A 25456-nucleotide genomic window follows, 5' to 3' on the forward strand; every position below is an offset into this window, starting at 1 on the left:
TGATGCAAAACCGGCGCGACCCCCATCCTAAACCAGAAAGCATGAAAAACAAAAAATTGCTGCAAACCTGAGCGAAAATTGAGCGCAGATTGCCGCAACAGGAAAAGTGCCGGGCGGCGACATGACGCTGCCCGGCCGGTCCGGTGGCTCAGCCGTCCCACTCGCCGGTGGTAAAGAAGCGCTGATAGCGCTCGACCCACGGCGCAATGTCGATCCCCTGCGCGGCCAGCCAGTCCTGATTGAAATAGCTGTCCAGATAGCGTTCGCCGGAGTCGCAGATCAGCGTCACGATCGCGCCTTCACGTCCGTTGCGGTGCATCCCGGCCGCCAGTTCGCAGACGCCGAACAGGTTGGTGCCGGTCGACCCGCCGCATTTGCGCCCGAGCACCGACTCGAGAAAATGGATGGCACCGTAGCTGGCCGCATTGCGCACCTGGATCACCCGGTCGACGACTTCGGGAATGAACGATGGCTCGACGCGCGGCCGGCCAATCCCCTCCACCCCCGAGCCGCCTTCGCAGGTCAGGTGGTCGTCGCCGGTGTAGTAGCTGTCATAGAACACCGAATTTTCCGGGTCGACCACACAGATCTGCGTCGAACACTTCTGGTAGCGCACATAGCGGCCAAAGGTCGCCGAGGTGCCACCGGTACCGGCGCCACAGACGATCCAGTCCGGCACCGGATGCGGCTCCAGCGCCATCTGATGGAAGATGGTGTCGGCGATATTGTTGTTGCCGCGCCAGTCAGTAGCGCGTTCGGCATAGGTGAACTGGTCCATGTAGTGGCCGTTCAGTTCCTGTGCCAGCTGGCGCGAGACGGCGTAGATCGACTTCGGATCGTCGACCAGATGGCAGCGCCCCCCCTGAAACTCGATCGCCCGCACTTTCTCCGGCGAGGTGCCGCGCGGCATCACGGCAATGAACGGCAGGCCGAGCAGCCGGGCGAAATACGCCTCGGAAACTGCCGTCGAACCGCTCGACGCCTCGATGATGGTCGTACCTTCGCGCACCCAGCCATTGCACAGCCCGTACAGGAACAGCGAGCGCGCCAGCCGGTGCTTCAGGCTGCCGGTCGGGTGGGTCGACTCGTCCTTGAAATACAGGTGGATGCCCGGCAGCGCCGGAATGGCGAGCGGAATCAGGTGCGTATCGGACGAACGGTTGAAATCCGCTTCGATCTTCGACAGCGCGGCATTGACCCAGGCGTTCATGATTCAGCGTTCTCTTATATTTCAAAAAACGCTATTCTAATACCCGTCAACGCAATTGGTAGTAATGAATGCACGCCGTTTGTCCGACGTCGTGCCGGCCGCCGGCCGCTGGCTGTCGGCCATAAAAAACGGCGCAGGAATGCGCCGGAAAGGACAACACGAGAGGAACCGAATATTCGGTTGGCGGACCGGCGCAAGGCCGGCCCAGGGCGGTGTTTGGCGAGCATTGCGAACAGGTCCGGCAGCCCACCGTCCCTGCCCTGTCGCCGGCACCGCCGTTGAATCAGAACTTCATGCCAACGCCGAGGCCGAACACCCACGGGTTGATGTCCAGGGTGCCGAGCTTGACGCCATTGATCGCGCCGCTGGTGCCACGCACGTCGGTGCTGATCCACAGCTTCTTCACGTCGACGTTGATGAACACATTCTTGGCGATCGGGAAGTCGGCACCAACTTGCAGTGCACCACCCCAGCTGTTGCGGTCCACGTCAACGCGGCCCACTTCGGTGTTCAGGCCGACATTGTAGAAGCGGGTGTAGTTCACACCGGCGCCCACGTACGGACGGAACACATCGTGTTGCGGCATGAAGTGCCATTGCAGGGTCAGGGTCGGCGGCAGCACGCTGACCTTGCCGATATCGCCGCTACCACCACCAAGGGCGGTACGGTTGGCCGAAACCTTGTGACGCGACGTACCCAGGATCAGTTCGGCGCCGATGTTGTTGGTGATCATGTAGGTGAAGTCGAGTTCCGGGACGGTTGCGTCCTTGACATCGGCATCAAGCGGGTTGCTCAGCAGCCCGGAGGTGCTGACGTCCGGGTTCACATTGATCGCACGGAAACGGGCAATGATGTCGCCCGCATCGGCCATCGCCACCACCGGCGCGAACGCCGCCCCCACCAAAAGCGCAATCGCCAGTTTTTTCATGGCTTTATCTCCAGGATAAGTCTGCAAAAAAAGAAGTGTCGTGCCGTCGCAAAACGGCTTTTTTCTTAATATTCGCGCAATCTACCCCATGGTTTTCAAAACGGAAACATCCCATGCGCACATCATGGTCCTGATCTGCGATTGTTCTGATCCCAGTCAAATACAATTCTGTTTTCCGGCGCACCGGCCGCCGATTTCTGCCTTCGCCGGCGGCAGCGGCGCGGCGTGAATTGACACACCCGCACCCGAGCGCCTAGCCTCCCGCGCATTCCGAAATGACACCATTCCCATAAGGTTCGGCATGCAATACCGAGATCTGCGCGACTTCATCACCACGCTGGAACAGCGCGGCGAACTCAGGCGCATCAGCCACCCGGTCTCTCCGCGACTGGAAATGACCGAAATCTGCGACCGCACGCTGAAAGCTGCCGGGCCGGCGCTGCTGTTTGAACACCCTGAACATGACGGCCGGCGCTACGACTTCCCGGTGCTCGGCAACCTGTTTGGCACGCCGCAGCGGGTGGCGCTGGGCATGGGCGCGGACAATGTGCTGGCGCTGCGCGAGATCGGCAAACTGCTGGCGATGCTGAAGGAGCCGGAGCCGCCGAAGGGGCTGCGCGATGCGTGGGACAAGTTCCCGCTGTACCGGAAGGTGCTCGACATGGCGCCGAAGCAGATCCGCCATGCGCCCTGCCAGCAGATTGTGGAAGAAGCCGGCGACGTCGATCTCGGCCGCCTGCCGATCTGGCACTGCTGGCCCGGCGATGTCGCTCCCCTGGTGACCTGGGGCCTGACCGTCACCCGCGGCCCGCACAAGAAGCGGCAGAATCTCGGCATCTACCGCCAGCAGGTCATCGGCCGGAACCAATTGATCATGCGCTGGCTCGCCCACCGCGGCGGCGCACTGGATTTCCGCGACTGGCGCCGGGTGAATCCGGGCCAGCCGTATCCGGTCTCGGTCGTGCTTGGCTGTGATCCGGCAACCATCCTCGGTGCGGTCACGCCGGTGCCGGACACGCTGTCGGAATACCAGTTCGCCGGCCTGCTGCGCGGCGCACGCACCGAGCTGACCACTTGCATCGGCAATGACCTGTCGGTACCGGCCTATGCCGAGCTGGTGCTGGAAGGCGCGCTGACCCCGGCCGAACCCGGCCATGCCGGTGTCAGCGAGCACGGCATTCCGGTCAAGGAAATCGACGGCTATCTGCATGCGCTGGAAGGCCCGTACGGCGACCATACCGGTTACTACAACGAGCAGGACTGGTTCCCGGTCTTTACCGTCGACCGTATCACCCGGCGCGAGAACGCGCTGTACCACAGTACCTATACCGGCAAGCCGATCGACGAGCCGGCCGTGCTCGGCGTGGCGCTGAACGAAGTGTTCGTGCCGATCCTGCAGAAGCAGTTCCCGGAAATCGTCGACTTCTACCTGCCGCCGGAAGGCTGCAGCTACCGGATGGCGGTGGTATCGATCAACAAGCAGTATGCCGGCCATGCCAAGCGGGTGATGATGGGCTGCTGGAGCTTCCTGCGCCAGTTCATGTACACCAAGTTCATTGTCGTGGTCGACGACGACGTGAACACCCGCGACTGGAAAGAAGTGATCTGGGCCATCACCACCCGCATGGACCCGGTCCGCGACACGGTGCTGGTCGACAATACGCCAATCGACTATCTGGACTTCGCCAGCCCGGTTTCCGGCCTGGGGGGCAAGATGGGACTGGACGCGACCAACAAGTGGCCGGGCGAAACCGCGCGCGAATGGGGCACGCCGATCGTCATGGATGCGGCGGTCAAGGCACGGGTCGACGCCATGTGGCGCGACCTCGGCCTCTGAGCTACAGCATCAGCCGCGCCCCCGAGTGCGGATTGTGCTTTTTCATCGCCGGCACCATCGCTGCCAGGTCCAGGCCAACGGCAGCGCCGGCGGCCTGCGCCCGCTCGGTCAGCGCATCGAAGCGCAATGCATTGCCGGAAAGGCCACCCAGCGCGAAGGCGACGATATTGCCGTGCGTTTCTGCCGGCAGCGTCAGCACCTTGCCGTCGAACGCCAGCCGCATCGCCTCGACATGCTCGTGGAAGCGCGGATGGCGGCTCCACAGGTTCACCGCCAGCACCCCGCCTTCGCGCAGCGCCATGCGGCAATCGTGCAGGAACGGCTCCGCCACCATGGCGGTAATGATGTTGCGACCATCGAAGGCATCGATAACGATGACGTCGAATGCCTGTGTCTGCCGGCTGACATAGTCGATGCCGTCGTCCACCACCACCTGCATGCGCTCGTCGTCCGGCAATGCGAACTGCGAGCGGCACAGTGCCACCACCTGCGGATTGATCTCGACCGCGACGTTCTCCGCCCGCGGCAGCCTGGCATGGCAGAAACGCGGCAGCGAGCCGCCGCCGAGCCCGACATGCAGGATGCGGCGCGGATCGGGCTGGAACAGCAGGAATGCCATGGTCGCCCGGGTATAGGCCAGCACCAGATCGCACGGGTCCTTGACCCGCATGGCCGACTGCATGGTGTCGGAGCCGAGATACATCGCCCGGATGCCGTCGGCCTCGCTGACCATCACCTCGGCCAGGTCCGCCTGCGCGGGGCGCGCCTTGCGCCGCCGCAACGCCAGGAAATCACTCACCACAGCCCCCGGCAACGCGCGTATCGAGAATATTGATGACCGGCCGGCGCACGGTGGCCGGCGCCGCCTCCTCGTCATCGAACACCGGAGCGGTCGGATCGCTGAAGGTTTCGCTGTCGAACGCGGTGTCACCGCCCTCGTCCGGCAGGGCTGCGCCGACACGCAGGCCGGCGAAATCGTACAGCCGGGTATCGGCCAGATGCGAGGGCACCACATTGCGCAGGCTGCGGAACATGTTCTCGATCCGGCCGGGGAAGCGACGGTCCCAGTCGTTGATCATGTCGCGGATCACCTGCCGCTGCAGGTTCGGCTGCGAGCCGCACAGATTGCACGGGATGATCGGGAACGCCTTCTGCTCGGCGTAGCGGATCAGGTCCTTCTCGCGGCAGTAGGCGAGCGGGCGGATGACGATATGCCGGCGGTCGTCGGAAATCAGCTTCGGCGGCATCGCCTTCAGCTTGCTGCCGTAGAACATGTTCAGGAACAGCGTGTGGACAATATCGTCGCGGTGATGGCCGAGGGCGATCTTGGTCGCGCCCAGCTCGTCGGCCACCCGGTACAGGATGCCGCGCCGCAACCGCGAACACAGACTGCAGGTGGTCTTGCCTTCCGGCACCAGTCGCTTGACGATGCTGTAAGTGTCTTCCTCGATGATGCGATACTCGACCCCGAGCGATGCCAGATAGCGCGGCAGCACGTCTTCGGGGAAGCCCGGCTGCTTCTGGTCGAGGTTGACCGCCACCAGCGAGAAATCGATCGGCGCGGACTTCTGCAGCCCGAGCAGGATGTCGAGCAGCGCGTAGCTGTCCTTGCCGCCGGACAGACAGACCATGACACGGTCGCCCGGTTCGATCATATTGAAGTCGTTGATTGCGTCGCCGACTTCGTGCCGCAGCCGTTTGGCGAGTTTGAGCGCGTTGCGCCCGGCTTTCTGCGCCGGCGTGTCCGCCGCGGAGAGTGAGGTATCAGTCATGTCCAGCCACCAGCAAATTCAGCGAATTGCGCGATTTTACCGTGAAACCGCTGGTCGCGCCGGACCGTTCCCCTTGACGTCGACGACGGCTGCGCGCCTAATTTCGGGTATCATCGAATAATTACTCTAATTTTCTCCTTGCCAAGAAGACCTATGACCGAGACCCCGTTATCCCCGTTGGTACTGAAAAGCCATTCGCTCAAGCCCGTTGTCCAGGGGGGCATGGGGGTGGGTATTTCCGCCCACAGGCTGGCCGGTACCGTGGCGCGGGAGGGTGCGGTCGGCACCATCGCCAGTGTCGACCTGCGTCACCTGCACGAGGACCTGGTCGAGGAATCGAAGCATGCGACCGGTACCGAGGACTATGACCGTCTGAACCTGATTGCGCTCGACCGCGAGATCAAGCAGGCGCTGACCCTGGCCGACGGCAACGGCATGGTATCGGTCAACGTGATGAAGGCGGTCGACGCCCACGCCAAATACGTGCGCCAGGCGTGCGAGTCCGGCGCCCAGGCGATCACCATGGGCGCAGGGTTGCCGCTGGACCTGCCTGACATGACCGCCAACCACCCGGACGTCGCCCTGCTGCCGATTCTCAGCGAATCGCGCGGCATCGGCATCGTGCTCAAGCGCTGGATGAAGAAGAACCGCCTGCCCGACGCCATCGTCATCGAGCACCCGGGCCACGCCGGCGGTCACCTCGGCGCCGCCCGCAAGGAAGACGTCAACGACGCCCGCTTCGATTTCGCCCGCGTGCTGGAAGAAACCTTCGAAGTGTTCAAGAGCCTCGGCCTGGAACGGGAAAAAGTCCCGCTGATCGTCGCCGGCGGCATCAACAGCTTCGAGAAGGTCAAGCACTACCTCGGCCTCGGCGCCAGCGGCGTCCAGGTCGGCACCGCCTTCGCCGTCACCACCGAGGGCGATGCGCACGACAATTTCAAGAGCGTGCTGGCCGGTGCAAAGAAGGAAGACATTGTCGAATTCATGAGCGTGGCCGGCCTGCCGGCACGCGGCGTGATGACGCCGTTCCTGAAAAGCTACCTGAAGCGCGAATCGACCCTGCAGGCCAATGCCAAGGCCGATCCGGCCCGCTGCACCCAGGCACTGAACTGCCTGTCGGTGTGCGGCCTGCGTGACGGCCTGTCCAAGGTCGGCCAGTTCTGCATCGACCTGAAGCTGGCCGCCGCCTACCGCGGTGAAGTCAGCAAGGGCCTGTTCTTCCGCGGCTCGGAAGCGCTGCCGTTCGACAGTGCAATCCGCTCGGTCAAGGAGCTGCTCGACTACCTGACCACCGGCCTGCGTCCGGCTGACCTGCCGCAGCGGGCCTGAGCGCCAGATACCGGGGGGGGCTGGCCACGTTGAGAGTGCGGCAGGCTTCCGGCCTGGCTCCGACCCCTGCCGTCCCCGCTGCAGCAAAGAGAGCTTGCTGACGCTTGCCCATGCCTGGCCGCAAGATTTGCGGACGGTCGGAAAGACGCCCCTGGCGTCTTTTTTCATGCCCGCGCCCATGGATTCCCCCTCCCCGCGATGGCGGCGGAACGGTACACTTTCGGCATGGAATTCCTAAGCTGTGATCCGTCGACCGGCGAAACGGTCTACACCCGCCCCGGCTGGTCTGTCGACCGGCTGCAACAGGCGATATCCCGACTCCGGCAACACCAGCACGCCTGGCGCGGCCGGCCGATTGACGAGCGCGTCGCGCGCATCCGCCGGCTCGGCGAACTGATCGAGGCCAATGTCGACCGGCTGGCACCGGTAATCACGCTCGAAGTCGGCAAGCTGATCCACGAGGCACGTGCCGAGCTGGAAAAGACCGCCCGCCTGTGCCACTACTACGCCGATCTGGCCCCGACCCTGCTGCAGCCGCAGACCATCCCGACCAGCGCCAGCCGCTCCGGCGTCAGCTTCGAACCACTGGGACTGGTATTCGCGGTCATGCCGTGGAACTACCCGGTCTGGCAGGCGCTGCGCTTCGCCGTGCCGGCGCTGGCCGCCGGCAACGGCTGCCTGCTGAAGCCGGCCCCGACCGTGCCGCAGTCGACCGCGCTGCTGCTGGAACTGATGCAGGAAGCCGACATCCCGGTGTTCGATGTGGCATGGATCGATGTCGATGCGGTCGAGACCGCCATCGCCGGCTGCGATGCCGTCGCGTTCACCGGTTCGACCCGCACCGGCCGCCTGATCGCCAGCCTGGCCGGCAAACACATCAAGAAGACCGTGCTGGAACTGGGCGGCAGCAACCCGGTGCTGATCCTGCGCGATGCCGATCTGGCCACGGCCGCCCAGGAATGCACAATGAGCCGCTTCCGCGATGCCGGCCAGTCGTGCAATGCCGCCAAGCGCCTGATCGTGGTGCCGGAAATCGCCGACGACTTCCTGCAGGCGTTCATGGCCGAAGTCACCCGGCTGACGCCGGGTGACCCGCGACTGCCCGGCACCACGCTGGCCCCGCTGCACCGCGCCGATCTGCGCGCCCAGCTGCATGACCAGATCACCGATGCCTGCCGGCACGGCGCCCGCTGCCTGAGCGGGGGACAACTGCCTGACGGCCCCGGTTTCTACTATCCGGCCACGGTGCTGGACCACGTCAGCCCGGCCTGCCGCATCTATCATGAAGAAGCGTTCGGCCCTGCCGCCAGCATCCTGCGCGCCGAGAACGAAGCCGATGCGGTCCGGCTGGCCAACGATACCCCGTTCGGCCTTGGCGCCGCCGTCTATAGTCAGGATCTGCTCCGAGCCGAACGACTGGCACGCGATATCGAGGCTGGCAGCGTGTTCATCAACCGCCATACCAGCTCTGACCTGCGCCTGCCCTTTGGCGGCGTCAAGGCGTCCGGCTACGGGCGGGAGCTGTCCGAGTTCGGGCTGTATGAATTCGTCAATGTAAAGACATTCTGGCAACGATGAGCATTCTGACTCGCGCGGCCGATATCGTCGGCGCCGCCCACCTGCTGACCGACACGGCCGATACCGCCGCCTATACCACCGACTGGCGCCAGCGCTTCCATGGCCGGCCGCTGGCGGTTGCCCTGCCTGCCACCACCGGGCAGGTCGCCGCCCTGGTGCAACTGAGCCGCGACACCGGCACGCCGCTGGTGCCGCAGGGCGGCAATACCGGTACCGTCGGCGGCGCAACGCCGGATGCCAGCGGCCGGGCCCTGGTCATCGCACTGCGGCGCATGAACGCCATCCGCGCCGTCGACCGCGACAATGCGACCGTGACTGCCGAGGCCGGCTGCACGCTGGCCGAGGTCCAGGCCGCCGCCGCCGGACACGGCCTGCTGTATCCGCTGAGCCTCGCCAGCGAGGGCAGCTGCCAGATTGGTGGCAATCTTGCAGCCAATGCCGGCGGCCTGGCCGTGCTGCGCTACGGCAACACCCGCGAGCTGACGCTCGGTATCGAGGCGGTGCTGCCTGACGGCCAGGTCATTCATGCCCTGAAGGGGCTGCGCAAGAACAACAGCGGCTTTGACGCCAAACAGCTGTTTATCGGCACAGAAGGCATTTTCGGCATCATCACCGCCGCCACACTGAAGCTGTATCCGCAGCCGAATGCCCGTGCGACCGCACTGGTCGGCATCGACTCCCCGGCAGCGGCCGTTGCCCTGCTGCACGAACTGCATGATCGCTTCGGCGACCGCCTGACCACCTTCGAGCTGATTTCCGGCCAGTGCCTGAGCCTGGTCGCCCACCATGTTCCGGAGGTGCGGCTGCCGTTCGATTGCGCCTGGTCAGTGCTGTTCGAACTGTCCGACGGCGGCGAGCAGGCCGCGCTCGACGCACAACTGTTCGACTGGCTCGATGGCCGCGACGCCTTTGTCGATGCCGTGCTGGCGCAAAGCGGGCGGGAGCGGCGCGAACTGTGGCGGCTGCGCGAGGAGATTTCCGAAGCACAGCGGCGCGATGGCCCAAGCATCAAGCACGATATCGCCGTGCCGGTTTCGGCAATCCCCGCCTTTCTCGACAGTTGCGGCCGGCAGCTGGAAACGGCTTTCCCCGGCTGCCGCATCGTCACCTTCGGCCACCTCGGCGACGGCAATCTGCACTACAACATCAGCCACACCCGACCAGGCAACGCCGCGCTGTTCGACGACGAGCAGCGCGTGAACGAAATCGTCTTCTCGTGTGCCTATGCATTCGACGGTACGCTGTCGGCCGAACACGGCGTCGGCCAGTTGCGCCGGCACTGGCTGGCCCGCTTCCACGACCCGGCCTCGATGAGCCTGATGCGCACGCTGAAAACCGCGCTCGACCCAGCCGGCCTGATGAACCCCGGGAAACTGCTATGAACATGTTGCGCTGGCCCTACCCGCACCTGATCGCCCATCGTGGCGGCGGGCGCTTCGCGCCGGAAAACACTGCCGCCGCCCTGCTGGCCGGCTCGGTGTTCGGTTACCGGATGGCGGAATTCGACGTCAAGCTCAGCAGCGACAATATCGCTTTCCTGCTGCACGACGATACGCTGGACCGCACCACCAACAGTTGCGGCCCGGCGGCAGACTGGCGCTGGGCCGAGCTGGCCACCCTTGATGCCGGCAGCGGTTTCGATCCCCGCTTTGCCGACGAGCCGCTGCCGACGCTGGCCGATGCCGCGCGCATCTGCCTTGAGCACGGCATCCACGCCAATGTCGAGATCAAGCCCTGCCCCGGCCGGGAAGTGCAGACCGGCAAGCTGGTCGCCCAGGAATGCCTGCGCCGCTGGGGACGCGCCACTATCCCGCCGCTGCTGTCGTCATTCTCGGCCGACGCGCTGTCAGCCGCGCGCGAGGCCGCGCCACCGCTGAACTATGCCTGGCTGATCGAGGACACGCTGCCGTCCGACTGGCTCACCACTGCGCAACAGCTCGGCGTGATCGCACTGGACATCGACCACACCCTGGTCGATGCCGACCTTGTCACAGCCATCCACGACGCCGGGCTGGCCCTGATGTGCTGGACCGTGGACGACCCGGCGCGGGCCGCCAGCCTGTTCCGGCTGGGCGTGGACGCCATCTGCACCGATGCGCTGGATGCACTGCAGCCCTGAGAGGGCATCGCCATTCCCTCCGAAAGCAAGAGCGCTGCCCGGCCAAAACCGGACAGGCTTGATATGCTGTTCATTTCACCCCCGACAGACAAAGCAGACTAGTGAAACTCGCCACCTGGAACGTCAATTCCCTGAAAGTGCGCCTGCCGCACGTCATCGACTGGCTCGCCGACAACCCGGTCGACGCGCTGTGCCTGCAGGAGCTGAAGCTCGACCAGGACAAGTTTCCGGTCGCCGAACTGGAAGCCGTCGGCTATCACGCCGCCTGGTCCGGGCAGAAGACCTACAACGGTGTCGCCATCCTCACCCGCGCCCCGCAGCAGCCGCAGGACGTGATCGCCGGCATTCCCGGCTATGACGACCCGCAGCGCCGCCTGCTCGCCGCCACCGTCGGCGACGTGCGCGTCATTTCGGCCTACTGCGTCAATGGCGAGTCGCTGAGCAGCGACAAGTATGCGTACAAGCTCGACTGGTATGCACGGCTGGCAGATTTCGTTGCCGACGAGCTGAGCCGGCATCCGCGGCTGGCGCTGGCCGGCGACTTCAATATCGCACCGGACGATCGCGATCTGTACGATCCGGCCGGCTGGGCCGGTCAGGTGCTGTGTTCGGACGCGGAGCGGGCCGCCTTCCAGCGCCTGCTCGGTCTGGGACTCAGTGATGCGTTCCGGCAGTTGAACGACGAGGCCGGCTGCTACTCGTGGTGGGACTACCGCCAGGGCATGTTCCGCCGCGACAAGGGGCTGCGCATCGACCATGTGCTGCTGTCGGCGCCGCTGGCGGCCGGACTCGACGCGTGCGTGATCGACAAGACGCCGCGTCGCTGGGAGCGCCCCAGCGACCACGCGCCTGTCGTCGCCTCGTTCTAGCGGAACAGGGCGAAGTCGATGCCGGCCGGCCGGCCACTGATGATGTCGGCCAGCAGGCGGCCGGACCCCGGGCCCTCGGTCCAGCCGAGCGTGCCGTGGCCGGTATTCAGGAACAGGTTGCCATAGCGGCGCACCCTGCCGATCAGCGGCACATTCGATGGCGTCGACGGCCGCAGTCCGGTCCAGTACTGCGGCCGGGTGTAGTCCGCCGCATCCGGGAACAGCGCCTGCGCCCGGGTGGTCAGCGCCGCGCAGCGCACCGGGTCAAGGTGACTGGAGTAACCGCTGAGTTCTGCCGTGCCGGCCACGCGCAGGCGGTCGCCAAGCCGCGAGAACACGATATGGTGGGATTCGTCGGTGATGCTGAGCTGCGGCGCCCGCGACGGGTCGCTCACGGCAAAGGTGGCCGAATAGCCCTTGGTCGGATACACCGGCAGGTGCACGCCCAGCGGCTGCGCCAGCAGCGGTGAATGGCTGCCCAGCGCCAGCACGTAGGCATCGGCATGTTCGCTGCGATAGAAGCCGTCCGGCCCGGTCACCGACACGCCGGTCAGTTGCTGCCCGTCATGCTCCAGCGCATTGATGCGGGTGTTGAACAGGAAGCGGACCCCGTTGTCGGCACACAGGGCAGCCAGCTTGCGGGTGAACAGACCGGCGTCGCCGCTCTCGTCGTCCGCACAGTAGGTCGCGCCGGCCAGGGTCGGTGCAACGTTCGCCAGCGCCGGGTCGAGCGCGGCCAGTTCCCCCGGTTCGACCAGGCGACGGTCGATGCCGAACGGGCGCATCCACTCGGCGCATTCGGCGGCGTGGTCCAGTTCCTTGCGGGTCTGGTACAGGCAGACAATGCCCCGGGTGCACTGGTCATAGTGGATGCCGGTTTCCTCGCGCAGCGCCTGCAGGCTCTGCCGGCTGTACAGGCCGAGCGCCAGCATCTGGCTCATGTTCCGCCGCAGGCGGCTGTCGCGGCACTCGAGCAGGAAGCGCACGCCCCAGTCCCACTGCCGCGGGTCCGGCTTCGGCCGGAACAGCAGCGGTGAATCAGCCCGCCCCAGCCAGCGCAGGATCTGCAGCGGCGCGTCCGGCGAGGCCCACGGCACCGACTGGCTGACCGAGATCTGGCCGCCATTGGCAAAGCTGGTTTCCAGCGCGGCGTCGCCCTGGCGGTCGATCACGACCACCTCGTGCCCGGCCCGGGACAGATACCAGGCTGTGCATACGCCGACCACGCCGGCGCCCATCACGATGACTTTCATTCCTTGTCCGTAAACCTTGTCCGCGTTACCGGGGGGCACTGCCCGCCGCCGGCTCCAGCGAATACACGGTCTTGCCGCGCAGACGGAAGCGCGGATTGGCCTGGTGGAAATTCTCCGAGTGGCCGACAAACAGCAGGCCATCCGGGCGCAGCAGCGGCGCAAACTTGTTAAGGACTTCCAGCTGGGTCGCGCGATCGAAATAGATCATCACGTTGCGGCAGAAGATGGCATCGAAGCCGCTCTTCAGTCCCCAGCTCACCGGTGATTCGATCAGGTTGATGCGGCAGAAGCGCAGGCGCTCGCGCAGCGCCGCCTTTGCCTTGCCACGGCCATCGGGCAGGCGGTCGAAGTAGCGGGCCGACAGCCCCGGCGGCAGCTTGGCCAGCACGTCGGCGGCATACACGCCTTCCGCTGCCGTCTTCAGCACCTGGGTATCCAGGTCAGAGGCGACCACTTCGATGCGCGGCGCCCGCGCCATGCCGGAGACGGCTTCCAGCGCGGTGATGGCGATCGAGTACGGTTCCTCACCGGTCGACGCCGCGCTGCACCAGATGCGCAGCTCGGTGGCGCCGGCGGCCGCACGGGCCTTCAGGTGTTCGGCCAGCAGCGGGAAATGATGCTCTTCGCGGAAGAAGTAGGTCAGATTGGTCGTCAGCGCGTTGACGAACAGCTCCAGTTCGCTACGACCGGCCGGCGATTCCAGCAGATCCAGGTAGACGGCAAAGCCGCCGAGCCCGAGGCTGCGGATGCGCTTGACCAGCCGGCCATAGACCATGTCCTTCTTGCTGACGTTCAGCGAAATGCCCGCATAGTGGCGAATGGCGTTGCGGATGCGTTCGAAATCACGCTCGGTAAAATCGAACTCACGCGAAAAAGCGGACGAGGCGGACGGCAGGGAAGAGGCATTCATACAGGCGGTTCGATCCCGGTTAGACAACGATCACAAACGAAAAGCCCAAGCAAGCTTGGGCTTTGCTAAAGGGAATATCGACCACGAATGATATCCCCTTGATGTCCAGTCAGTAAGAGGCTTACACCGAGAACGACGACCCGCAACCGCAGGTCGAGGTGGCATTCGGATTCTTGATCACGAACTGCGAGCCCTCGATGCTTTCCTGATAATCGATTTCCGCGCCGACCAGATACTGGTAGCTCATCGGATCGATCAGCAGCGTGACGCCACCCTTCACGAACTGGGAGTCGTCTTCGTTGGCGATTTCGTCAAAAGTGAAACCGTACTGAAAACCGGAGCAACCGCCGCCGGTCACGAAGACGCGCAGCTTCAGATCAGGGTTGCCTTCTTCTGCGATCAGTTCGCTCACCTTGGACACCGCGCTGTCGGTAAAAACGAGCGGCAGCGGCATTTCGGTTACAGCGTTCATGTGTTCCATCTCCAGTAAACGTCAAGATGGATTATCCGCTGTCGATCTGGCAAAAGCAACGAGGCCGGCAGTAGGGTTTTGCCATCAGGACAACGGCTTAGCGCCGTAGCCCCGATGGTGCCCCGGCTCAGGGCATCAGCGGCACGATATCCAGCCCGGCCGCCTCGTCGAAGCCGAACATCAGGTTCAGGTTCTGCACTGCCTGCCCGGCCGCGCCCTTGACCAGATTGTCGATGACGGACAGCACCACCACGGTATCCCCGCCCTGCGGCCGGTGCACGGCAATGCGGCACAGGTTGGCGCCGCGTACCGAACGCGTTTCCGGGTGACTGCCGGCCGGCAGTACGTCGACGAACGGTTCATCGTGATAGCGCAGCTCGAACAGTGCCTGCAGGTCGATGTCCCGGTCCAGCCGGCCGTACAGCGTGGCGTGGATGCCGCGCACCATCGGCGTCAGGTGCGGCACGAAGGTCAGCCCGACCGGCGCGCCCGACACCCGCGACAGGCCCTGACGGATTTCCGGCAGGTGGCGGTGCCCGGCAACGCCATAGGCCTTGAAGCTGTCGGTCGACTCGGCAAACAGCGCACCGACCTCCGCCTTGCGCCCGGCGCCGGACACGCCGGACTTGCAGTCGGCGATCAGCGTCGCGGTATCGATGACGCCAGCCTCGATCAGCGGCAGGAAGCCCAGTTGCACCGCCGTCGGGTAACACCCCGGGTTGGCAATCAGCCGCGCATCGCGGATGGCCTCGCGGTTGACTTCCGGCAGCCCGTACACGGCTTCGGCCACCAGCGACGGCGCAGCATGCGTCATGCCGTACCACTTTTCCCATTCAGCGATATCGCGAATGCGGAAGTCGGCAGCCAGGTCGATCACGCGCACGCCGGCATCGAGCAAGGCCACCGCCTCGTTCATGGCGATGCCGTTCGGCGTGGCGAAGAACACCACGTCGCACTGCGCCAGCCCGGCCGACTCCGGCGCCGAAAACGCCAGATCGACCCGGCCGCGCAGGCTCGGGAACATGGCATCGACTCGCAGGCCGGCTTCCTTGCGCGAGGTAATGGCTTTCAACTCGACCCCGGGGTGCCTGGAAAGCAGGCGCAGGAGTTCGACTCCGGTATACCCGGTGCCGCCGACGATGCCGACCTTGATCATCTGATGTCCTTGAAAAGTAAATTTGCGTCGTAAAAAAGCAATAGTAACGCGCAATCGGCAATGAAAAAAGCCACCCGGAGGTGGCTTTTCTGGTGTCCCGCATTCTGCGAGCGATTAACGCTTGGAGAACTGTTTGCGGCGACGGGCCTTGTGCAGACCGACTTTCTTCCGTTCAACTTCACGAGCATCGCGAGTCACGAAGCCGGCGGCCGACAGGGTCGGCTTGAGTTCGGTCGAGAAGTCGATCAGAGCACGGGTGATGCCGTGACGCACAGCACCGGCCTGACCGGTTTCGCCACCACCGACGACGTTGACAAGGATGTCGAACGAGTCGAGATGTTCGGTCAGGGTCAGCGGCTGGCGGATCACCATGCGGCCGGTTTCGCGGGCGAAGTATTCGTCAACCGGCTTGCCGTTGACGGTGATCTTGCCCGAACCCTTGATCATGAACACACGTGCTACCGCGCTCTTGCGGCGGCCAGTGCCGTAGTAGTATTTGCCGTTCATTTACTGAGCCTCAGATTCAGATTGCCAGCGCCTTGGGCTGCTGCGCGGTGTGCGGGTGCTCGGTACCAGCGTACACCTTGAGTTTCTTGATCATTGCGTAACCAAGCGGACCCTTCGGCAGCATGCCCTTGACGGCTTTTTCCAGAACGCGCTCAGGGAACTGGTTTTGCAGTTCGGTGAAGTTGCGCTCGTAGATGCCGCCCGGGTAGCCGGTGTGACGGTAATACTTCTTGTCGAGTGCCTTGTTGCCGGTCACACGCAGCTTGTCAACGTTGACGACTACGATGTAGTCGCCGGTATCGACGTGCGGAGTGTATTCCGGCTTGTGCTTGCCACGCAGGCGGTGGGCGATCTCGGCGGCCAGGCGGCCGAGCACCAGGTCAGTAGCGTCGACGACGAACCAGTCGCGCTTCACCTCATGCGGCTTGGCAGAGAAGGTCTTCATGGATCTCTTCCAGTCGAAATTCTTGAAAGCTGCCGATTCTATACAGCCGCCCTGCCACTGTCAAACCGCGACGAGAGAAGGAAACAGGGAAATTGCCCGAAAAATCGCGGGCTTGCGGGCGATCGCCCGTCAACGCCGCCCGCTGGGCGCTTTCGCGACGCAACATCGTCGATACCGCAGCATGACCGCCCCGGAATGGCGGGAAAAAAAAGCGCAACCGGCGTTGCCAGCTGCGCATAAGTTCCACCTAAATAAGGAGGATGGAGGAGACAACACCAAAACGCCATATTGCATGGAACGTCTTGATGCACTGCAAATTATGGTAATGCCTTACGCACTTGGCAAGGCTTTTTTGTGCAGTGCAGTATAACTGTCTCCGTTTCACCGGATTCGTGCCCTTTGCCGGCTCAGACCCGCCTGGCCTCCAGCACGCCGGGCACGTCCTGCACCCGCGCCAGCACCCGTTGCAGATCCGCCACCTGCCTGACTTCCAGCGTGAACCGCATGCGGGCGTGGTGGTCGCGGCTCAGCGTGTTGACCGCGGTGACATTGAGTTTTTCGCGCGACAGCACATCGGAAATGTCGCGCAGCAGGCCGGGGCGGTCCATGGCCATGACTTCGAGGTCGATGGCGAACACGCTGCCTTCCTGACGCCCCCAGTCGGCGGCGATCAGCCGCTCGGGCACGCTGGCCGACAACCGCTTCAGGGTGACGCAGTTGGCGCGATGGATGGACACCCCGCGTCCGCGGGTCACGAAGCCGACCACCGGGTCCGGCGGAGCCGGCTTGCAGCATTTGGCCAGTACCGTCATCAGGTTGTCGACGCCCTCGATCAGGATGCCGCCAGCGTCATGCTCGGCCCGGCTCTTGTGCACCAGGTCTTCCGGCGCCATCTCGCCCGGCGTTACCGGCACGAAGGCATTGATCGCGTTCTGCACCGCGCGCATCGACAGCTCGCCATGGCCGAGCGCGGCGTACATCTCTTCCGGATGGGCAAAATTCAGCCGGTCGGCCACAGCCTCGATATTCGGGTTGACCGCCGGCGGCAGCTTGGACAGTTCCTTCTCGAACAGCGTGCGCCCGGCGTCGATCGCCACGTGCGCGTTCTGCTGGCGAATGTACTGACGGATCTTGCCGATCGCCTTCGAGCTCTTGACCCAGCCATCGTGCAGCCAGTTGATCGACGGCCCGCCTTCCTTGACCGTCATGATCTCGATGCGCTGGCCGTTTTCCAGCGGCGTCGACAGCGGCACGATCTGGCCGTCGATCTTCGCTCCGCGGCAGCGGTGGCCGAGGTCCGAATGCACGGCATAGGCAAAGTCGATCGGCGTCGCACCGGCCGGCAGGCTCAGCACCCGCCCCTGCGGGGTCATCACATAGATGGTGTCGGAGAACAGCGCAGTCTGGAAGGCATTGGCCAGCCCTTCTTCCTTCTCGCCGACTTCTTCCCGCCAGTCGAGCAGCTGGCGCAGCCAGGCGATCTTGGCCTCGTACTGCGCATCGCCCTGCCCGCCCTCCTTGTAGCGCCAGTGCGCAGCCACACCGAACTCGGCATGCTCGTGCATGTCGAAGGTCCGGATCTGCACTTCGACCACCTTGTCCTGCGGGCCGATCACGGCGGTATGCAGGCTCTTGTAGTCGTTCGCCTTCGGGTGGGAGATGTAGTCGTCGAACTCGCCGGGAATCGGCTGCCAGATACTGTGAATAAGACCGAGCACGGTATAGCAGTCGACGGTACGGTCGACCAGCACCCGCACGGCGCGGATATCGTACAGCTCGCTGAAATCCAGATGCTTCTTGCGCATCTTCTTCCAGATCGAATAGATGTGCTTCGGCCGCCCGGCGACGTCGGAATGGGTAATGCCGGCCTTCTGCAGTTCCTGCCGCAGGGTCGACAGCACATCCTCGATATACTGGATGCGCTCGACCCGGCGCTCGTCGAGCAGCCGGGCGATCTTCTTGTAGTTGTCCGGTTCCAGGTGACGGAAAGCCAGATCTTCCAGTTCCCACTTGATCTGCCAGACCCCGAGGCGGTTGGCCAGCGGCGCGAAGATATCGTAGGTTTCCTGGGCGATCAGCCGGCGGGAACGTTCGTCCGCCACTTTGGACAGCCAGTGCATGGTCTGGGTGCGCCAGGCCAGCTTGATCAGCACGATGCGGATGTCGGCTACCATCGCCAGCAGCATCTTGCGCATGACCTCGGCCTGCTGCGAGCGCGCCTCGGGCGACACGTGCTCGTCGCGGCGGCCCAGCTCGGCAATGCGCGACAGGCGGCCGACACCGTCGACCAGATCGGCAATCTCCTTGCCGAATTCCCGGGTCAGCCATGGCAGGCAATCGTCGCGATACTGGGGTGCACCGGCCAGCAGGGTGGCGGCGATGGTCGAGGCCGGCAGGTTGAGGTCGGCGATGATCGCGGCGGACGACACCGCATGACCAAAGGCATCCTCACCGGTCAGCGGGATGATTTTGCCGGCGTACAACTCGCGGGCGGCGCGGAAGGCGCGTTCGAGGACCACCAGCTCGTCGGGAGACAGTCCGGACTTGACTCCGGCCAGCCAGGCGTTGGGATCGGCGGCATCGGCTAAAGAATCTGCAAGCGGGCGTGTGACGGAAACCATAGAGTGCTTATGCGTATCCTGCGCAAGTCAGGCATTGGCCCTGGGTACAACGCAGCCGGCCGGTGCGGGCGCCGTTTCCGGTCGCGCCGCAAGCCCACCACGTTAGGTAAAAAAGGTTGCCATTGTAGGACGGGAATCCCGCTTCCGGCAGTTTAATCCCTTTGGCGGTTCATGGCCCGCACCACGCCAGACGGTGTCAAAACAGCGTGCCGGATGGCGCATCAAGCAGGCGGCGTACCGGCGCCGGCAGGCCCATGGTCAGCGCTTCCGCCGGCAGGAACCAGCCCTGCCGCCCATCCTGCCGTTCTCCGTGTGCGGCAACCCGTACCGGCAGCGGCAAGGCCAGCAGGCGGAAATGGGTGAACACATGCTCGATTTCGTGCCAGGCCGGTTCGATCTGGTCGACTTTAAAATCATACTGCGCGGAGGCTGCGTCGACGGCATCGCTGGACGCCAGCTCCGGCAGACTCCACAGCCCGCCCCAGATGCCGCTTTCAGGCCGCCGTTCCAGCAGAACGCGTCCGCGGCTGTCCCGCGCCAGCAGCCACACCGCATCCCGTGTCGGCTGCGCTTTCTTCGGTCTGGGCGTCGGCAGGCTGCCGACCCGGTCATCCCGCAGTGCGACACAGTCGGCCGCCAGCGGACAGCGGCCACAGGCCGGCTTGCCCCGGGTGCAGACCAGGCTGCCCAGGTCCATCAGGCCCTGGGTATAGGCCACCATATCGGCCGATGCCGCAGGCAGCAGCGACTCCGCCAGCGTCCACAGCCGGTTTTCGACCGCCTTCCCGCCGGTAAAGCCTTCGATGCCGCCCCAGCGTGCCAGCACGCGACGAACGTTGCCGTCCAGAATCGCGCGCCGCTCACCCCGGGCAAACGCGCAGATCGCCGCCGCGGTCGAACGGCCGATGCCCGGCAGATCGAGCACCTGCTCGAAGCGCTGGGGAAACACGCCATCATGTTCGGTCACGATGCGCTGCGCCGCCTTGTGCAGATTGCGTGCGCGGCTGTAGTAGCCGAGTCCGCTCCACAGCGCCAGCACTTCGTCCAGTGCCGCACGGCCCAGCTCGCCCACGGTCGGGAAGCGCGCCATGAAACGCGGGTAGTAATCGAGTACGGTTGCAACCTGGGTCTGCTGCAGCATGATTTCCGACACCCAGACCCGGTACGGGTCGGCGACCTGCCATGGCAGCCCGCTGCGGCCGTGCCGGCGCTGCCAGTCAACAAGACGGGTGGCGAAGGCGCTCATGATTCAATCCCCAGTGCGCGCAACAGGCCGCGCGCCTTGTGCCGCGTCTCGTTCAATTCACGTTCCGGATCGGAATCGGTGACGATGCCGCCGCCGGCCCGGAAGCGCAGCCGGTCGCCTTCGCGCATGAAGCTGCGGATCAGGATATTGCAGTCGAGGCTGCCGTCACGATTGATGTAGCCGAGACTGCCGGTATAGGCGCGGCGCGGCGCGGTTTCCAGTTCGCGGATGATCTGCATGCAGCGCACTTTCGGGCAACCGGTGATGGTGCCGCCGGGAAACAGGGCGCGAAATACGCCGGCCGGTCCGACCGCATCACGCAGGCGGCCGCGCACGCTGGATTCAATATGGTGGACAGTCGCGTAACTGGCCACGCTCATCAACTCGTCGACCTCGACACTGCCCGGCACGCAGACCCGGCCCAGGTCGTTGCGTTCGAGGTCAATCAGCATCACATGCTCGGCGCGCTCCTTGCGGTCGGCAATCAGCCGCGCCTTCAGCGCGGCGTCCTCGACCGGATCGGTCGCGCGCGGATGGGTGCCGGCAATCGGCCGGGTGTCGATGACCCGTTGCGGCGACACCCGGGCCAGCCGTTCCGGTGACGAGCTGACGATCTGCCAGTCGCCAAAATCGGCCAGTGCCGAGAATGGTGCCGGATTGGCCTGGCGCAGCGCGGCGAACACATCGGCGGCACTGGCGTCAGCATTCAGGCGGGCGCGCCACTCGCGCGACACATTGACCTGGAAGACATCGCCTTCACGAATATAGTGTTTGATGCGTTCGACCGCATCGACATAACGCCCCGGCGCATCCTCCTCCAGCGCCAGCAACTGCAGCGGGGCGGGCTGCCAGGCCGGCGCCGCGTCGACCTGTGCGGCCAGCTCGGCCAGTTGCGCAGCAGTTTCCGCCACCAGCGTCGCCGTGCCGGCGGCACGGTCGACCACGATGGCGGCAGGCACACGCACCAGCGCTGCCAGCGGGAAGGCATCGGCAATCGGTGCCGGCACGCGGGGCTCGAAGGTGTGCAGCATTTCGTAGCCGAGATAGACGAACCAGCCGCCGACAAACGGCAGGCGCGGGTCCGGCCGTTCGATCGCCCGCAATTCCAGCGCGGCCAGATCGGCGAGCAGGCGGGCGCCGTCACCATCAAAATACAACTGCTGCGCCTGCGGCAATGCGAACAGAATATCGAAGCCGCTGTCGGCGGACGACTGCAGCAGGAAAGGAAATGACTGCGGTGCGCCAGCGGTCAGCGCGAGCAGGTCCGGCACGGCCGGCAGAGAACGGGTAAGCAGCATGTCCTCATCCACGATGGCAGGCCCTGAAGAAAACGGCCGAGCCTATCATGGCATGCGCTGCTGTCAACGGCTGCGGACGCACGCCGTCAAGGCAAACGGCACCACAAAGGGTGCCGTCAGTCTGCCCGCACCTCCCGCGATGAAGAGCGGACGGGCGAAGCGGGGGCGGAGGGTGCCGGGGTCACGGTGCCCCCGGCGCCCGCCTTTATCCGCTTACAGGCCGGCGTCGGCGCGCAGCGCGGCGGCCTTGTCGGTCGCTTCCCAGGTGAATTCCGGCTCTTCACGGCCGAAGTGACCATAAGCGGCGGTCTTGGTGTAGATCGGGCGCAGCAGGTCCAGCATCTGCACGATGCCCTTCGGGCGCAGGTCGAAGTGGCGCTTGACCAGTTCGACGATCTGCTCGTTCGGAATGCGGCTGGTGCCAAAGGTGTCGACCGAAATCGACGTCGGCTGGGCGATGCCGATCGCGTAGGACACCTGGACCTGGCACTGGCGGGCCAGACCGGCGGCGACGATGTTCTTCGCCACGTAGCGGCCGGCATAGGCGGCCGAGCGGTCGACCTTGGACGGATCCTTGCCCGAGAACGCGCCGCCACCGTGCGGCGCAGCGCCGCCATAGGTATCGACGATGATCTTGCGGCCGGTCAGGCCGCAATCGCCCATCGGGCCGCCAATGACGAAACGGCCGGTCGGGTTGATCAGGAATTTGGTGTCGCGGGTCAGCATTTCAGCCGGCAGCACCGGCTTGACGATATCCTCGATAACCGCTTCGGTCAGCATGGCATGATCGATATCCGGCGAGTGCTGGGTCGACAGCACCACGGTGTCGATCGACTTCGGCAGGCCGGTCTCGCTGTCATAGACGCAAGTGATCTGGCTCTTGGCATCCGGACGCAGCCACGACAGGCGGCCGTCCTTGCGCAGTTCGGCCTGACGCTGCACCAGACGGTGCGCGTAGTAGATCGGGAACGGCATCAGCGTTGGCGTTTCGTCGCAGGCATAGCCGAACATCAGTCCCTGGTCACCGGCACCCTGGTCGAGATCGAGGCCCTGGCCTTCATTCACGCCCTGGGCGATATCGGGCGACTGCTTGTCGTAGGCGACCAGCACCGCGCACCCCTTGGCATCGAAGCCGAGGTCCGAGCTGTTGTAGCCGATGCGACGGATGGTGTCGCGGGCGACCTGGATATAGTCGATGTTCGCATGCGTGGTGATCTCGCCGGCCAGCACTACCAGCCCGGTATTGACCAGGGTTTCGGCCGCGACACGCGCGTGACGGTCCTGGGTAAAGATCGCGTCCAGGATCGCATCGGAAATCTGGTCGGCGACTTTGTCCGGGTGTCCTTCGGAAACGGATTCAGAGGTAAAGAGGTATTCGCTCACAAGGATTTCCTGAAATCGGGAGATCGGAACGTTTAGAATACGTGGTTTGATTCGTATCCGTCACGCTCCCCTATCATGTCAAACCTGCTCTCTGCCCTGGTCTGGCTGATCAGCCGTCTCCCGCTGGGTGCGCTTCAGCGCATCGGTTGGGTCAGCGGAAGACTGGCACTCGTCCTCTCTCCGCGCTTCGGACAGAAAACCCGCAACAGTCTGAAACTGGCGGGTTTCGCAGAAAATGCGCCCGATTATAGGCGTTTAATTCGCGACAGTGCAGCCCATACCGGCATGTCGGCGCTGGAGCTGGCAGCGGCCTGGTGCCAGGACACGCGCCGGGTCGCCGGCATGGTCCGTGCGTGCCAGGGCTGGGACGCGGTCGAGGCGTCGATCGCCGCCGGTCGCGGTCTGCTGTTCATCACCCCGCACCTCGGCGCCTACGACATCGCCGGCCGCTATCTGGCCAGCCGGCTGCCGGTGCCGCTGACCGCCATGTTCCGCCCGCCCAAGGTCAAGTGGCTGCAGCCGCTGATGCAGCGTGGCCGGATCCGCGACAACGGCAATACCGCACCGGCCACGCCGGCCGGCGTGCGCCAGATCATGAAGGCGCTGAAGCACGGCGAGGCGACCATCGTGCTGCCGGACCAGGTGCCTGGCAGCGGCGAAGGTCTGTGGGTGCCGTTCTTCGGCCAGTGGGCCTACACCATGACGCTGGCCTCGCGCCTCGGCGAGATGAAAGACGTCGACACCTATTTCTTCTACGGTCGCCGGCTGCAGATCGGCGAAGGCTTCGAGGTCCGCATCCGGCCGCTGAGCGTGCCGTTCACCGGCGACCGCTACCAGGACACCCGCCGCATCAATGCCGAGGTCGAGGCGCTGGTGCGTGAAGCGCCCGAACAATATTTGTGGGGCTACAGTCGTTTCAAACACCCGGCCGGCGCCGACGAGCGCCCGACCACGGACGTCCCTCTGGAGTAACCGCCACGTGCGTTTTGCCTTTTTCATTCTCTGGCTGCTGCATTTTCTGCCGCTGTCCGCCATCAATGCCATCGCCCGGCCGGTCGGCTGGCTTGCCTACCACCTGGTCGCGCCGCGTCGCCGCGTCGGCCGCCGCAACCTGGAGGCCTGCTTTCCCGACTGGACCCCGGCTGCACGCGACCGCCTGCTGCGCGATCACTTCCACGCCATGGCGCGCTTCATGCTCGAATACGGCATCGTCTGGTACTCCCCCGATGCACGCTTCAGGGAACTGGTCAGCTACAAGAACCTGCACTACCTGACCGACCTGAAGGACGAGAACGTCATCATCCTGTACCCGCACTTTGTCGGTTTTGAAATGTGCGTCTACCGGCTGAACCAGGATGTGCCGCTGGTCAGCATCTACGCGCGGCAGAAGAACGAAGTGCTCGACCGGCGCATCTACCAGGGCCGGCAGCGCTTCAGCAACGCCAAGATCATTTCCCGCACCGAAGGGCTGCGCCCGCTGCTGAAGGCGATGAAGGACCACACGCCACTGCTGTACCTGCCCGATCAGGACATGGGCGCCAAGGAAGCGGTTTTCGTGCCATTCTTCGGCGTACCGGCAGCCACCATTACCGCGATGAGCCGCATCGCCCGCCTGACCCGGGCCAGGATCGTGCCGGTCATCCCGCGCCGGGTCTCGCCGGACCGGTACGAACTGGAAGTCTTCCCGCCGTGGGACGACTTCCCGTGCGGCGACGAGACCGAGGACGCCGCCCGCATGAATGCGTTTATCGAAGCGCGCGTCCGCGAGCAGCCGGAGCAGTACTTCTGGCTGCACAAGCGCTTCAAGACCCGGCCGGACGGCGACAAGCCGTTCTACTGACATCACGCCCCGCGAAACGGAAGCCGCCATGATCGACCTGTACTACTGGACCACCCCGAACGGCCACAAGATCACCCTGTTCCTCGAGGAAACCGGTCTCGACTACACCATCAAGCCGATCAACATCGGCGCCGGTGAGCAGTTCGCGCCCGACTTCCTCGCCATCGCCCCGAACAACCGCATTCCGGCCATTGTCGACCACGCACCGGCCTTCGGCCGCGGCCCGGTCAGCGTGTTCGAATCCGGTGCGATCCTGATGTACCTGGCGGAGAAAACCGGCCAGCTGCTGCCGGCCGACCCGCACCGGCGGCTCGCCGCGACCGAATGGCTGTTCTGGCAGATGGGCGGCTTCGGGCCGATGCTTGGACAGAATCACCATTTCAGCCAGTTCGCACCCGAGAAAGTGCCGTACGCCATCGAGCGCTACCAGAAGGAAACCGAGCGCCTGTACGGCGTTCTCAACCGGCGTCTGGCACTGCACGAGTTTCTGGCCGACGAGTTCTCGATCGCCGACATCGCCTGCTACCCGTGGGCCGTGCCGCACCAGAAGCAGCACATCGATCTGGCCGACTATCCGCACGTGCAGCGCTGGTTTGACGCCATCGCCGCCCGACCGGCCACGGCCCGTGCCTACGCCCTGGCCGAAAAGGTGAATCCCGCCCGTTAGCTCTTGTATTCAAACC

General features: G+C 64.7%; 24 protein-coding genes. 10 read left to right on the top strand and 14 right to left on the bottom strand.

The window, feature by feature from the left end; translation table 11 throughout:
• Nucleotides 1-148: 148 nt before the first annotated feature.
• Nucleotides 149-1210: a PLP-dependent cysteine synthase family protein gene (locus tag DFO50_RS00520; protein WP_028497949.1), complete on the bottom strand. Its 1062-nt coding sequence runs from the start codon at nt 1208-1210 to the stop codon at nt 149-151.
• Nucleotides 1211-1493: 283 nt separating this feature from the next.
• A complete protein-coding gene (locus DFO50_RS00525; protein WP_028497950.1) occupies nt 1494-2138 on the bottom strand; it encodes an OmpW family protein in 645 nt (214 codons plus the stop codon).
• Between the two features lie 301 nt (nt 2139-2439).
• Here DFO50_RS00525 and ubiD point away from each other — a divergent pair, with 301 nt between their 5' ends.
• Nucleotides 2440-3975 carry a 4-hydroxy-3-polyprenylbenzoate decarboxylase gene (gene ubiD, locus DFO50_RS00530; protein ID WP_107888767.1) on the top strand — a complete coding sequence of 512 codons (1536 nt, stop codon included), beginning with the start codon at nt 2440-2442 and terminating at the stop codon, nt 3973-3975.
• A 1-nt stretch (nt 3976) separates the two neighbouring features.
• Here ubiD and DFO50_RS00535 read toward each other — a convergent pair whose 3' ends face one another.
• The gene (locus DFO50_RS00535; protein WP_051528626.1) at nt 3977-4774 is read right to left on the bottom strand and encodes a polyamine aminopropyltransferase; all 798 of its coding nucleotides are present in this window, start codon (nt 4772-4774) and stop codon (nt 3977-3979) included.
• Nucleotides 4767-5747 (bottom strand): tRNA 2-thiocytidine(32) synthetase TtcA, encoded by a 981-nt coding sequence (gene ttcA, locus DFO50_RS00540; RefSeq protein WP_107888769.1) that lies wholly within the window; start codon nt 5745-5747, stop codon nt 4767-4769. The genes DFO50_RS00535 and ttcA overlap by 8 nt, the downstream gene beginning before the upstream one ends.
• Nucleotides 5748-5900: 153 nt before the next feature.
• Here ttcA and DFO50_RS00545 point away from each other — a divergent pair, with 153 nt between their 5' ends.
• The 5 genes from DFO50_RS00545 (at nt 5901) to xth (ending at nt 11642) form a co-directional block, all read left to right on the top strand.
• Nucleotides 5901-7076 carry a nitronate monooxygenase family protein gene (locus DFO50_RS00545; protein ID WP_028497954.1) on the top strand — a complete coding sequence of 392 codons (1176 nt, stop codon included), beginning with the start codon at nt 5901-5903 and terminating at the stop codon, nt 7074-7076.
• Nucleotides 7077-7301: 225 nt separating this feature from the next.
• Nucleotides 7302-8654, top strand: a complete 1353-nt coding sequence (locus DFO50_RS00550; RefSeq protein ID WP_112692027.1) for an NAD-dependent succinate-semialdehyde dehydrogenase — start codon at nt 7302-7304, stop codon at nt 8652-8654.
• On the top strand, nt 8651-10036 hold the full coding sequence (locus DFO50_RS00555) for an FAD-binding oxidoreductase (RefSeq protein ID WP_112691905.1): 1386 nt from the start codon (nt 8651-8653) through the stop codon (nt 10034-10036). The genes DFO50_RS00550 and DFO50_RS00555 overlap by 4 nt, the downstream gene beginning before the upstream one ends.
• Entirely contained in the window at nt 10033-10773 is a 741-nt protein-coding gene (ugpQ, locus tag DFO50_RS00560) for a glycerophosphodiester phosphodiesterase (protein WP_028497957.1), read from the top strand. The genes DFO50_RS00555 and ugpQ overlap by 4 nt, the downstream gene beginning before the upstream one ends.
• Nucleotides 10774-10874: 101 nt before the next feature.
• Nucleotides 10875-11642 (top strand): exodeoxyribonuclease III, encoded by a 768-nt coding sequence (xth, locus tag DFO50_RS00565; protein ID WP_028497958.1) that lies wholly within the window; start codon nt 10875-10877, stop codon nt 11640-11642.
• Here xth and DFO50_RS00570 read toward each other — a convergent pair.
• The 6 genes from DFO50_RS00570 to rplM all read right to left on the bottom strand — a co-directional run bounded on the left by DFO50_RS00570 (nt 11639) and on the right by rplM (nt 16385).
• Nucleotides 11639-12895, bottom strand: coding sequence for a D-amino acid dehydrogenase (locus tag DFO50_RS00570; protein WP_028497959.1), 1257 nt, complete (start codon nt 12893-12895; stop codon nt 11639-11641). The two genes, xth and DFO50_RS00570, sit on opposite strands and share 4 nt — an antisense overlap.
• 25 nt (nt 12896-12920) lie before the next feature.
• On the bottom strand, nt 12921-13805 hold the full coding sequence (locus DFO50_RS00575; RefSeq protein ID WP_051528627.1) for a CheR family methyltransferase: 885 nt from the start codon (nt 13803-13805) through the stop codon (nt 12921-12923).
• A gap of 121 nt (nt 13806-13926) precedes the next feature.
• Complete coding sequence (gene erpA / locus DFO50_RS00580; RefSeq protein WP_028497961.1) at nt 13927-14277, bottom strand: iron-sulfur cluster insertion protein ErpA; 351 nt, start codon at nt 14275-14277, stop codon at nt 13927-13929.
• 127 nt (nt 14278-14404) lie between these two features.
• The gene (argC, locus tag DFO50_RS00585) at nt 14405-15433 is read right to left on the bottom strand and encodes an N-acetyl-gamma-glutamyl-phosphate reductase (protein WP_107888771.1); all 1029 of its coding nucleotides are present in this window, start codon (nt 15431-15433) and stop codon (nt 14405-14407) included.
• A gap of 114 nt (nt 15434-15547) precedes the next feature.
• The gene (gene rpsI, locus DFO50_RS00590; RefSeq protein ID WP_028497963.1) at nt 15548-15940 is read right to left on the bottom strand and encodes a 30S ribosomal protein S9; all 393 of its coding nucleotides are present in this window, start codon (nt 15938-15940) and stop codon (nt 15548-15550) included.
• Nucleotides 15941-15956: 16 nt separating this feature from the next.
• Entirely contained in the window at nt 15957-16385 is a 429-nt protein-coding gene (rplM, locus tag DFO50_RS00595) for a 50S ribosomal protein L13 (protein ID WP_028497964.1), read from the bottom strand.
• Between rplM and DFO50_RS18755 the strand changes: the two genes are divergently transcribed.
• Entirely contained in the window at nt 16384-16755 is a 372-nt protein-coding gene (locus tag DFO50_RS18755) for a hypothetical protein (RefSeq protein ID WP_146744995.1), read from the top strand. The two genes, rplM and DFO50_RS18755, sit on opposite strands and share 2 nt — an antisense overlap.
• Nucleotides 16756-16792: 37 nt before the next feature.
• Here DFO50_RS18755 and DFO50_RS00600 read toward each other — a convergent pair whose 3' ends face one another.
• The 4 genes from DFO50_RS00600 to metK form a co-directional block, all read right to left on the bottom strand.
• The gene (locus DFO50_RS00600) at nt 16793-19006 is read right to left on the bottom strand and encodes a bifunctional (p)ppGpp synthetase/guanosine-3',5'-bis(diphosphate) 3'-pyrophosphohydrolase (RefSeq protein ID WP_112691906.1); all 2214 of its coding nucleotides are present in this window, start codon (nt 19004-19006) and stop codon (nt 16793-16795) included.
• A gap of 196 nt (nt 19007-19202) precedes the next feature.
• Nucleotides 19203-20252, bottom strand: coding sequence for an A/G-specific adenine glycosylase (gene mutY / locus DFO50_RS00605; protein ID WP_233495151.1), 1050 nt, complete (start codon nt 20250-20252; stop codon nt 19203-19205).
• Nucleotides 20249-21550 carry an aminodeoxychorismate synthase component I gene (locus tag DFO50_RS00610; RefSeq protein ID WP_036385144.1) on the bottom strand — a complete coding sequence of 434 codons (1302 nt, stop codon included), beginning with the start codon at nt 21548-21550 and terminating at the stop codon, nt 20249-20251. The genes mutY and DFO50_RS00610 overlap by 4 nt, the downstream gene beginning before the upstream one ends.
• A 213-nt stretch (nt 21551-21763) precedes the next feature.
• Nucleotides 21764-22933 (bottom strand): methionine adenosyltransferase, encoded by a 1170-nt coding sequence (gene metK, locus DFO50_RS00615; protein ID WP_028497968.1) that lies wholly within the window; start codon nt 22931-22933, stop codon nt 21764-21766.
• Between the two features lie 75 nt (nt 22934-23008).
• Here metK and DFO50_RS00620 point away from each other — a divergent pair, with 75 nt between their 5' ends.
• The 3 genes from DFO50_RS00620 to DFO50_RS00630 are packed head-to-tail and all read left to right on the top strand — an operon-like array spanning nt 23009 to nt 25440.
• Entirely contained in the window at nt 23009-23905 is an 897-nt protein-coding gene (locus tag DFO50_RS00620; protein WP_028497969.1) for a lysophospholipid acyltransferase family protein, read from the top strand.
• Nucleotides 23906-23912: 7 nt separating this feature from the next.
• Nucleotides 23913-24773 (top strand): lipid A biosynthesis lauroyl acyltransferase, encoded by an 861-nt coding sequence (locus DFO50_RS00625; protein ID WP_028497970.1) that lies wholly within the window; start codon nt 23913-23915, stop codon nt 24771-24773.
• Nucleotides 24774-24801: 28 nt separating this feature from the next.
• On the top strand, nt 24802-25440 hold the full coding sequence (locus DFO50_RS00630) for a glutathione binding-like protein (RefSeq protein ID WP_051528628.1): 639 nt from the start codon (nt 24802-24804) through the stop codon (nt 25438-25440).
• Nucleotides 25441-25456 lie beyond the last annotated feature (16 nt).

The sequence above is a fragment of the Microvirgula sp. AG722 genome, from assembly GCF_003269145.1.
GTDB lineage: Bacteria > Pseudomonadota > Gammaproteobacteria > Burkholderiales > Aquaspirillaceae > Microvirgula > Microvirgula aerodenitrificans.

What these genes read in the sequence shown, in the direction of transcription:
- DFO50_RS00575 (WP_051528627.1), bottom strand. Translation starts at nt 13,805, where the DNA reads ATGAATGCCTCTTCCCTGCCGTCCGCCTCGTCCGCTTTTTCGCGTGAG.
- DFO50_RS00630 (WP_051528628.1), top strand. Translation starts at nt 24,802, where the DNA reads ATGATCGACCTGTACTACTGGACCACCCCGAACGGCCACAAGATCACC.
- DFO50_RS00600 (WP_112691906.1), bottom strand. Translation starts at nt 19,006, where the DNA reads ATGGTTTCCGTCACACGCCCGCTTGCAGATTCTTTAGCCGATGCCGCC.
- DFO50_RS00620 (WP_028497969.1), top strand. Translation starts at nt 23,009, where the DNA reads ATGTCAAACCTGCTCTCTGCCCTGGTCTGGCTGATCAGCCGTCTCCCG.
- ubiD (WP_107888767.1), top strand. Translation starts at nt 2,440, where the DNA reads ATGCAATACCGAGATCTGCGCGACTTCATCACCACGCTGGAACAGCGC.
- mutY (WP_233495151.1), bottom strand. Translation starts at nt 20,252, where the DNA reads ATGAGCGCCTTCGCCACCCGTCTTGTTGACTGGCAGCGCCGGCACGGC.
- DFO50_RS00545 (WP_028497954.1), top strand. Translation starts at nt 5,901, where the DNA reads ATGACCGAGACCCCGTTATCCCCGTTGGTACTGAAAAGCCATTCGCTC.
- erpA (WP_028497961.1), bottom strand. Translation starts at nt 14,277, where the DNA reads ATGAACGCTGTAACCGAAATGCCGCTGCCGCTCGTTTTTACCGACAGC.
- DFO50_RS00525 (WP_028497950.1), bottom strand. Translation starts at nt 2,138, where the DNA reads ATGAAAAAACTGGCGATTGCGCTTTTGGTGGGGGCGGCGTTCGCGCCG.
- rplM (WP_028497964.1), bottom strand. Translation starts at nt 16,385, where the DNA reads ATGAAGACCTTCTCTGCCAAGCCGCATGAGGTGAAGCGCGACTGGTTC.
- DFO50_RS00570 (WP_028497959.1), bottom strand. Translation starts at nt 12,895, where the DNA reads ATGAAAGTCATCGTGATGGGCGCCGGCGTGGTCGGCGTATGCACAGCC.
- ttcA (WP_107888769.1), bottom strand. Translation starts at nt 5,747, where the DNA reads ATGACTGATACCTCACTCTCCGCGGCGGACACGCCGGCGCAGAAAGCC.
- DFO50_RS00555 (WP_112691905.1), top strand. Translation starts at nt 8,651, where the DNA reads ATGAGCATTCTGACTCGCGCGGCCGATATCGTCGGCGCCGCCCACCTG.
- DFO50_RS00520 (WP_028497949.1), bottom strand. Translation starts at nt 1,210, where the DNA reads ATGAACGCCTGGGTCAATGCCGCGCTGTCGAAGATCGAAGCGGATTTC.
- argC (WP_107888771.1), bottom strand. Translation starts at nt 15,433, where the DNA reads ATGATCAAGGTCGGCATCGTCGGCGGCACCGGGTATACCGGAGTCGAA.
- rpsI (WP_028497963.1), bottom strand. Translation starts at nt 15,940, where the DNA reads ATGAACGGCAAATACTACTACGGCACTGGCCGCCGCAAGAGCGCGGTA.
- ugpQ (WP_028497957.1), top strand. Translation starts at nt 10,033, where the DNA reads ATGAACATGTTGCGCTGGCCCTACCCGCACCTGATCGCCCATCGTGGC.
- DFO50_RS18755 (WP_146744995.1), top strand. Translation starts at nt 16,384, where the DNA reads ATGGATCTCTTCCAGTCGAAATTCTTGAAAGCTGCCGATTCTATACAG.
- DFO50_RS00550 (WP_112692027.1), top strand. Translation starts at nt 7,302, where the DNA reads ATGGAATTCCTAAGCTGTGATCCGTCGACCGGCGAAACGGTCTACACC.
- DFO50_RS00610 (WP_036385144.1), bottom strand. Translation starts at nt 21,550, where the DNA reads ATGCTGCTTACCCGTTCTCTGCCGGCCGTGCCGGACCTGCTCGCGCTG.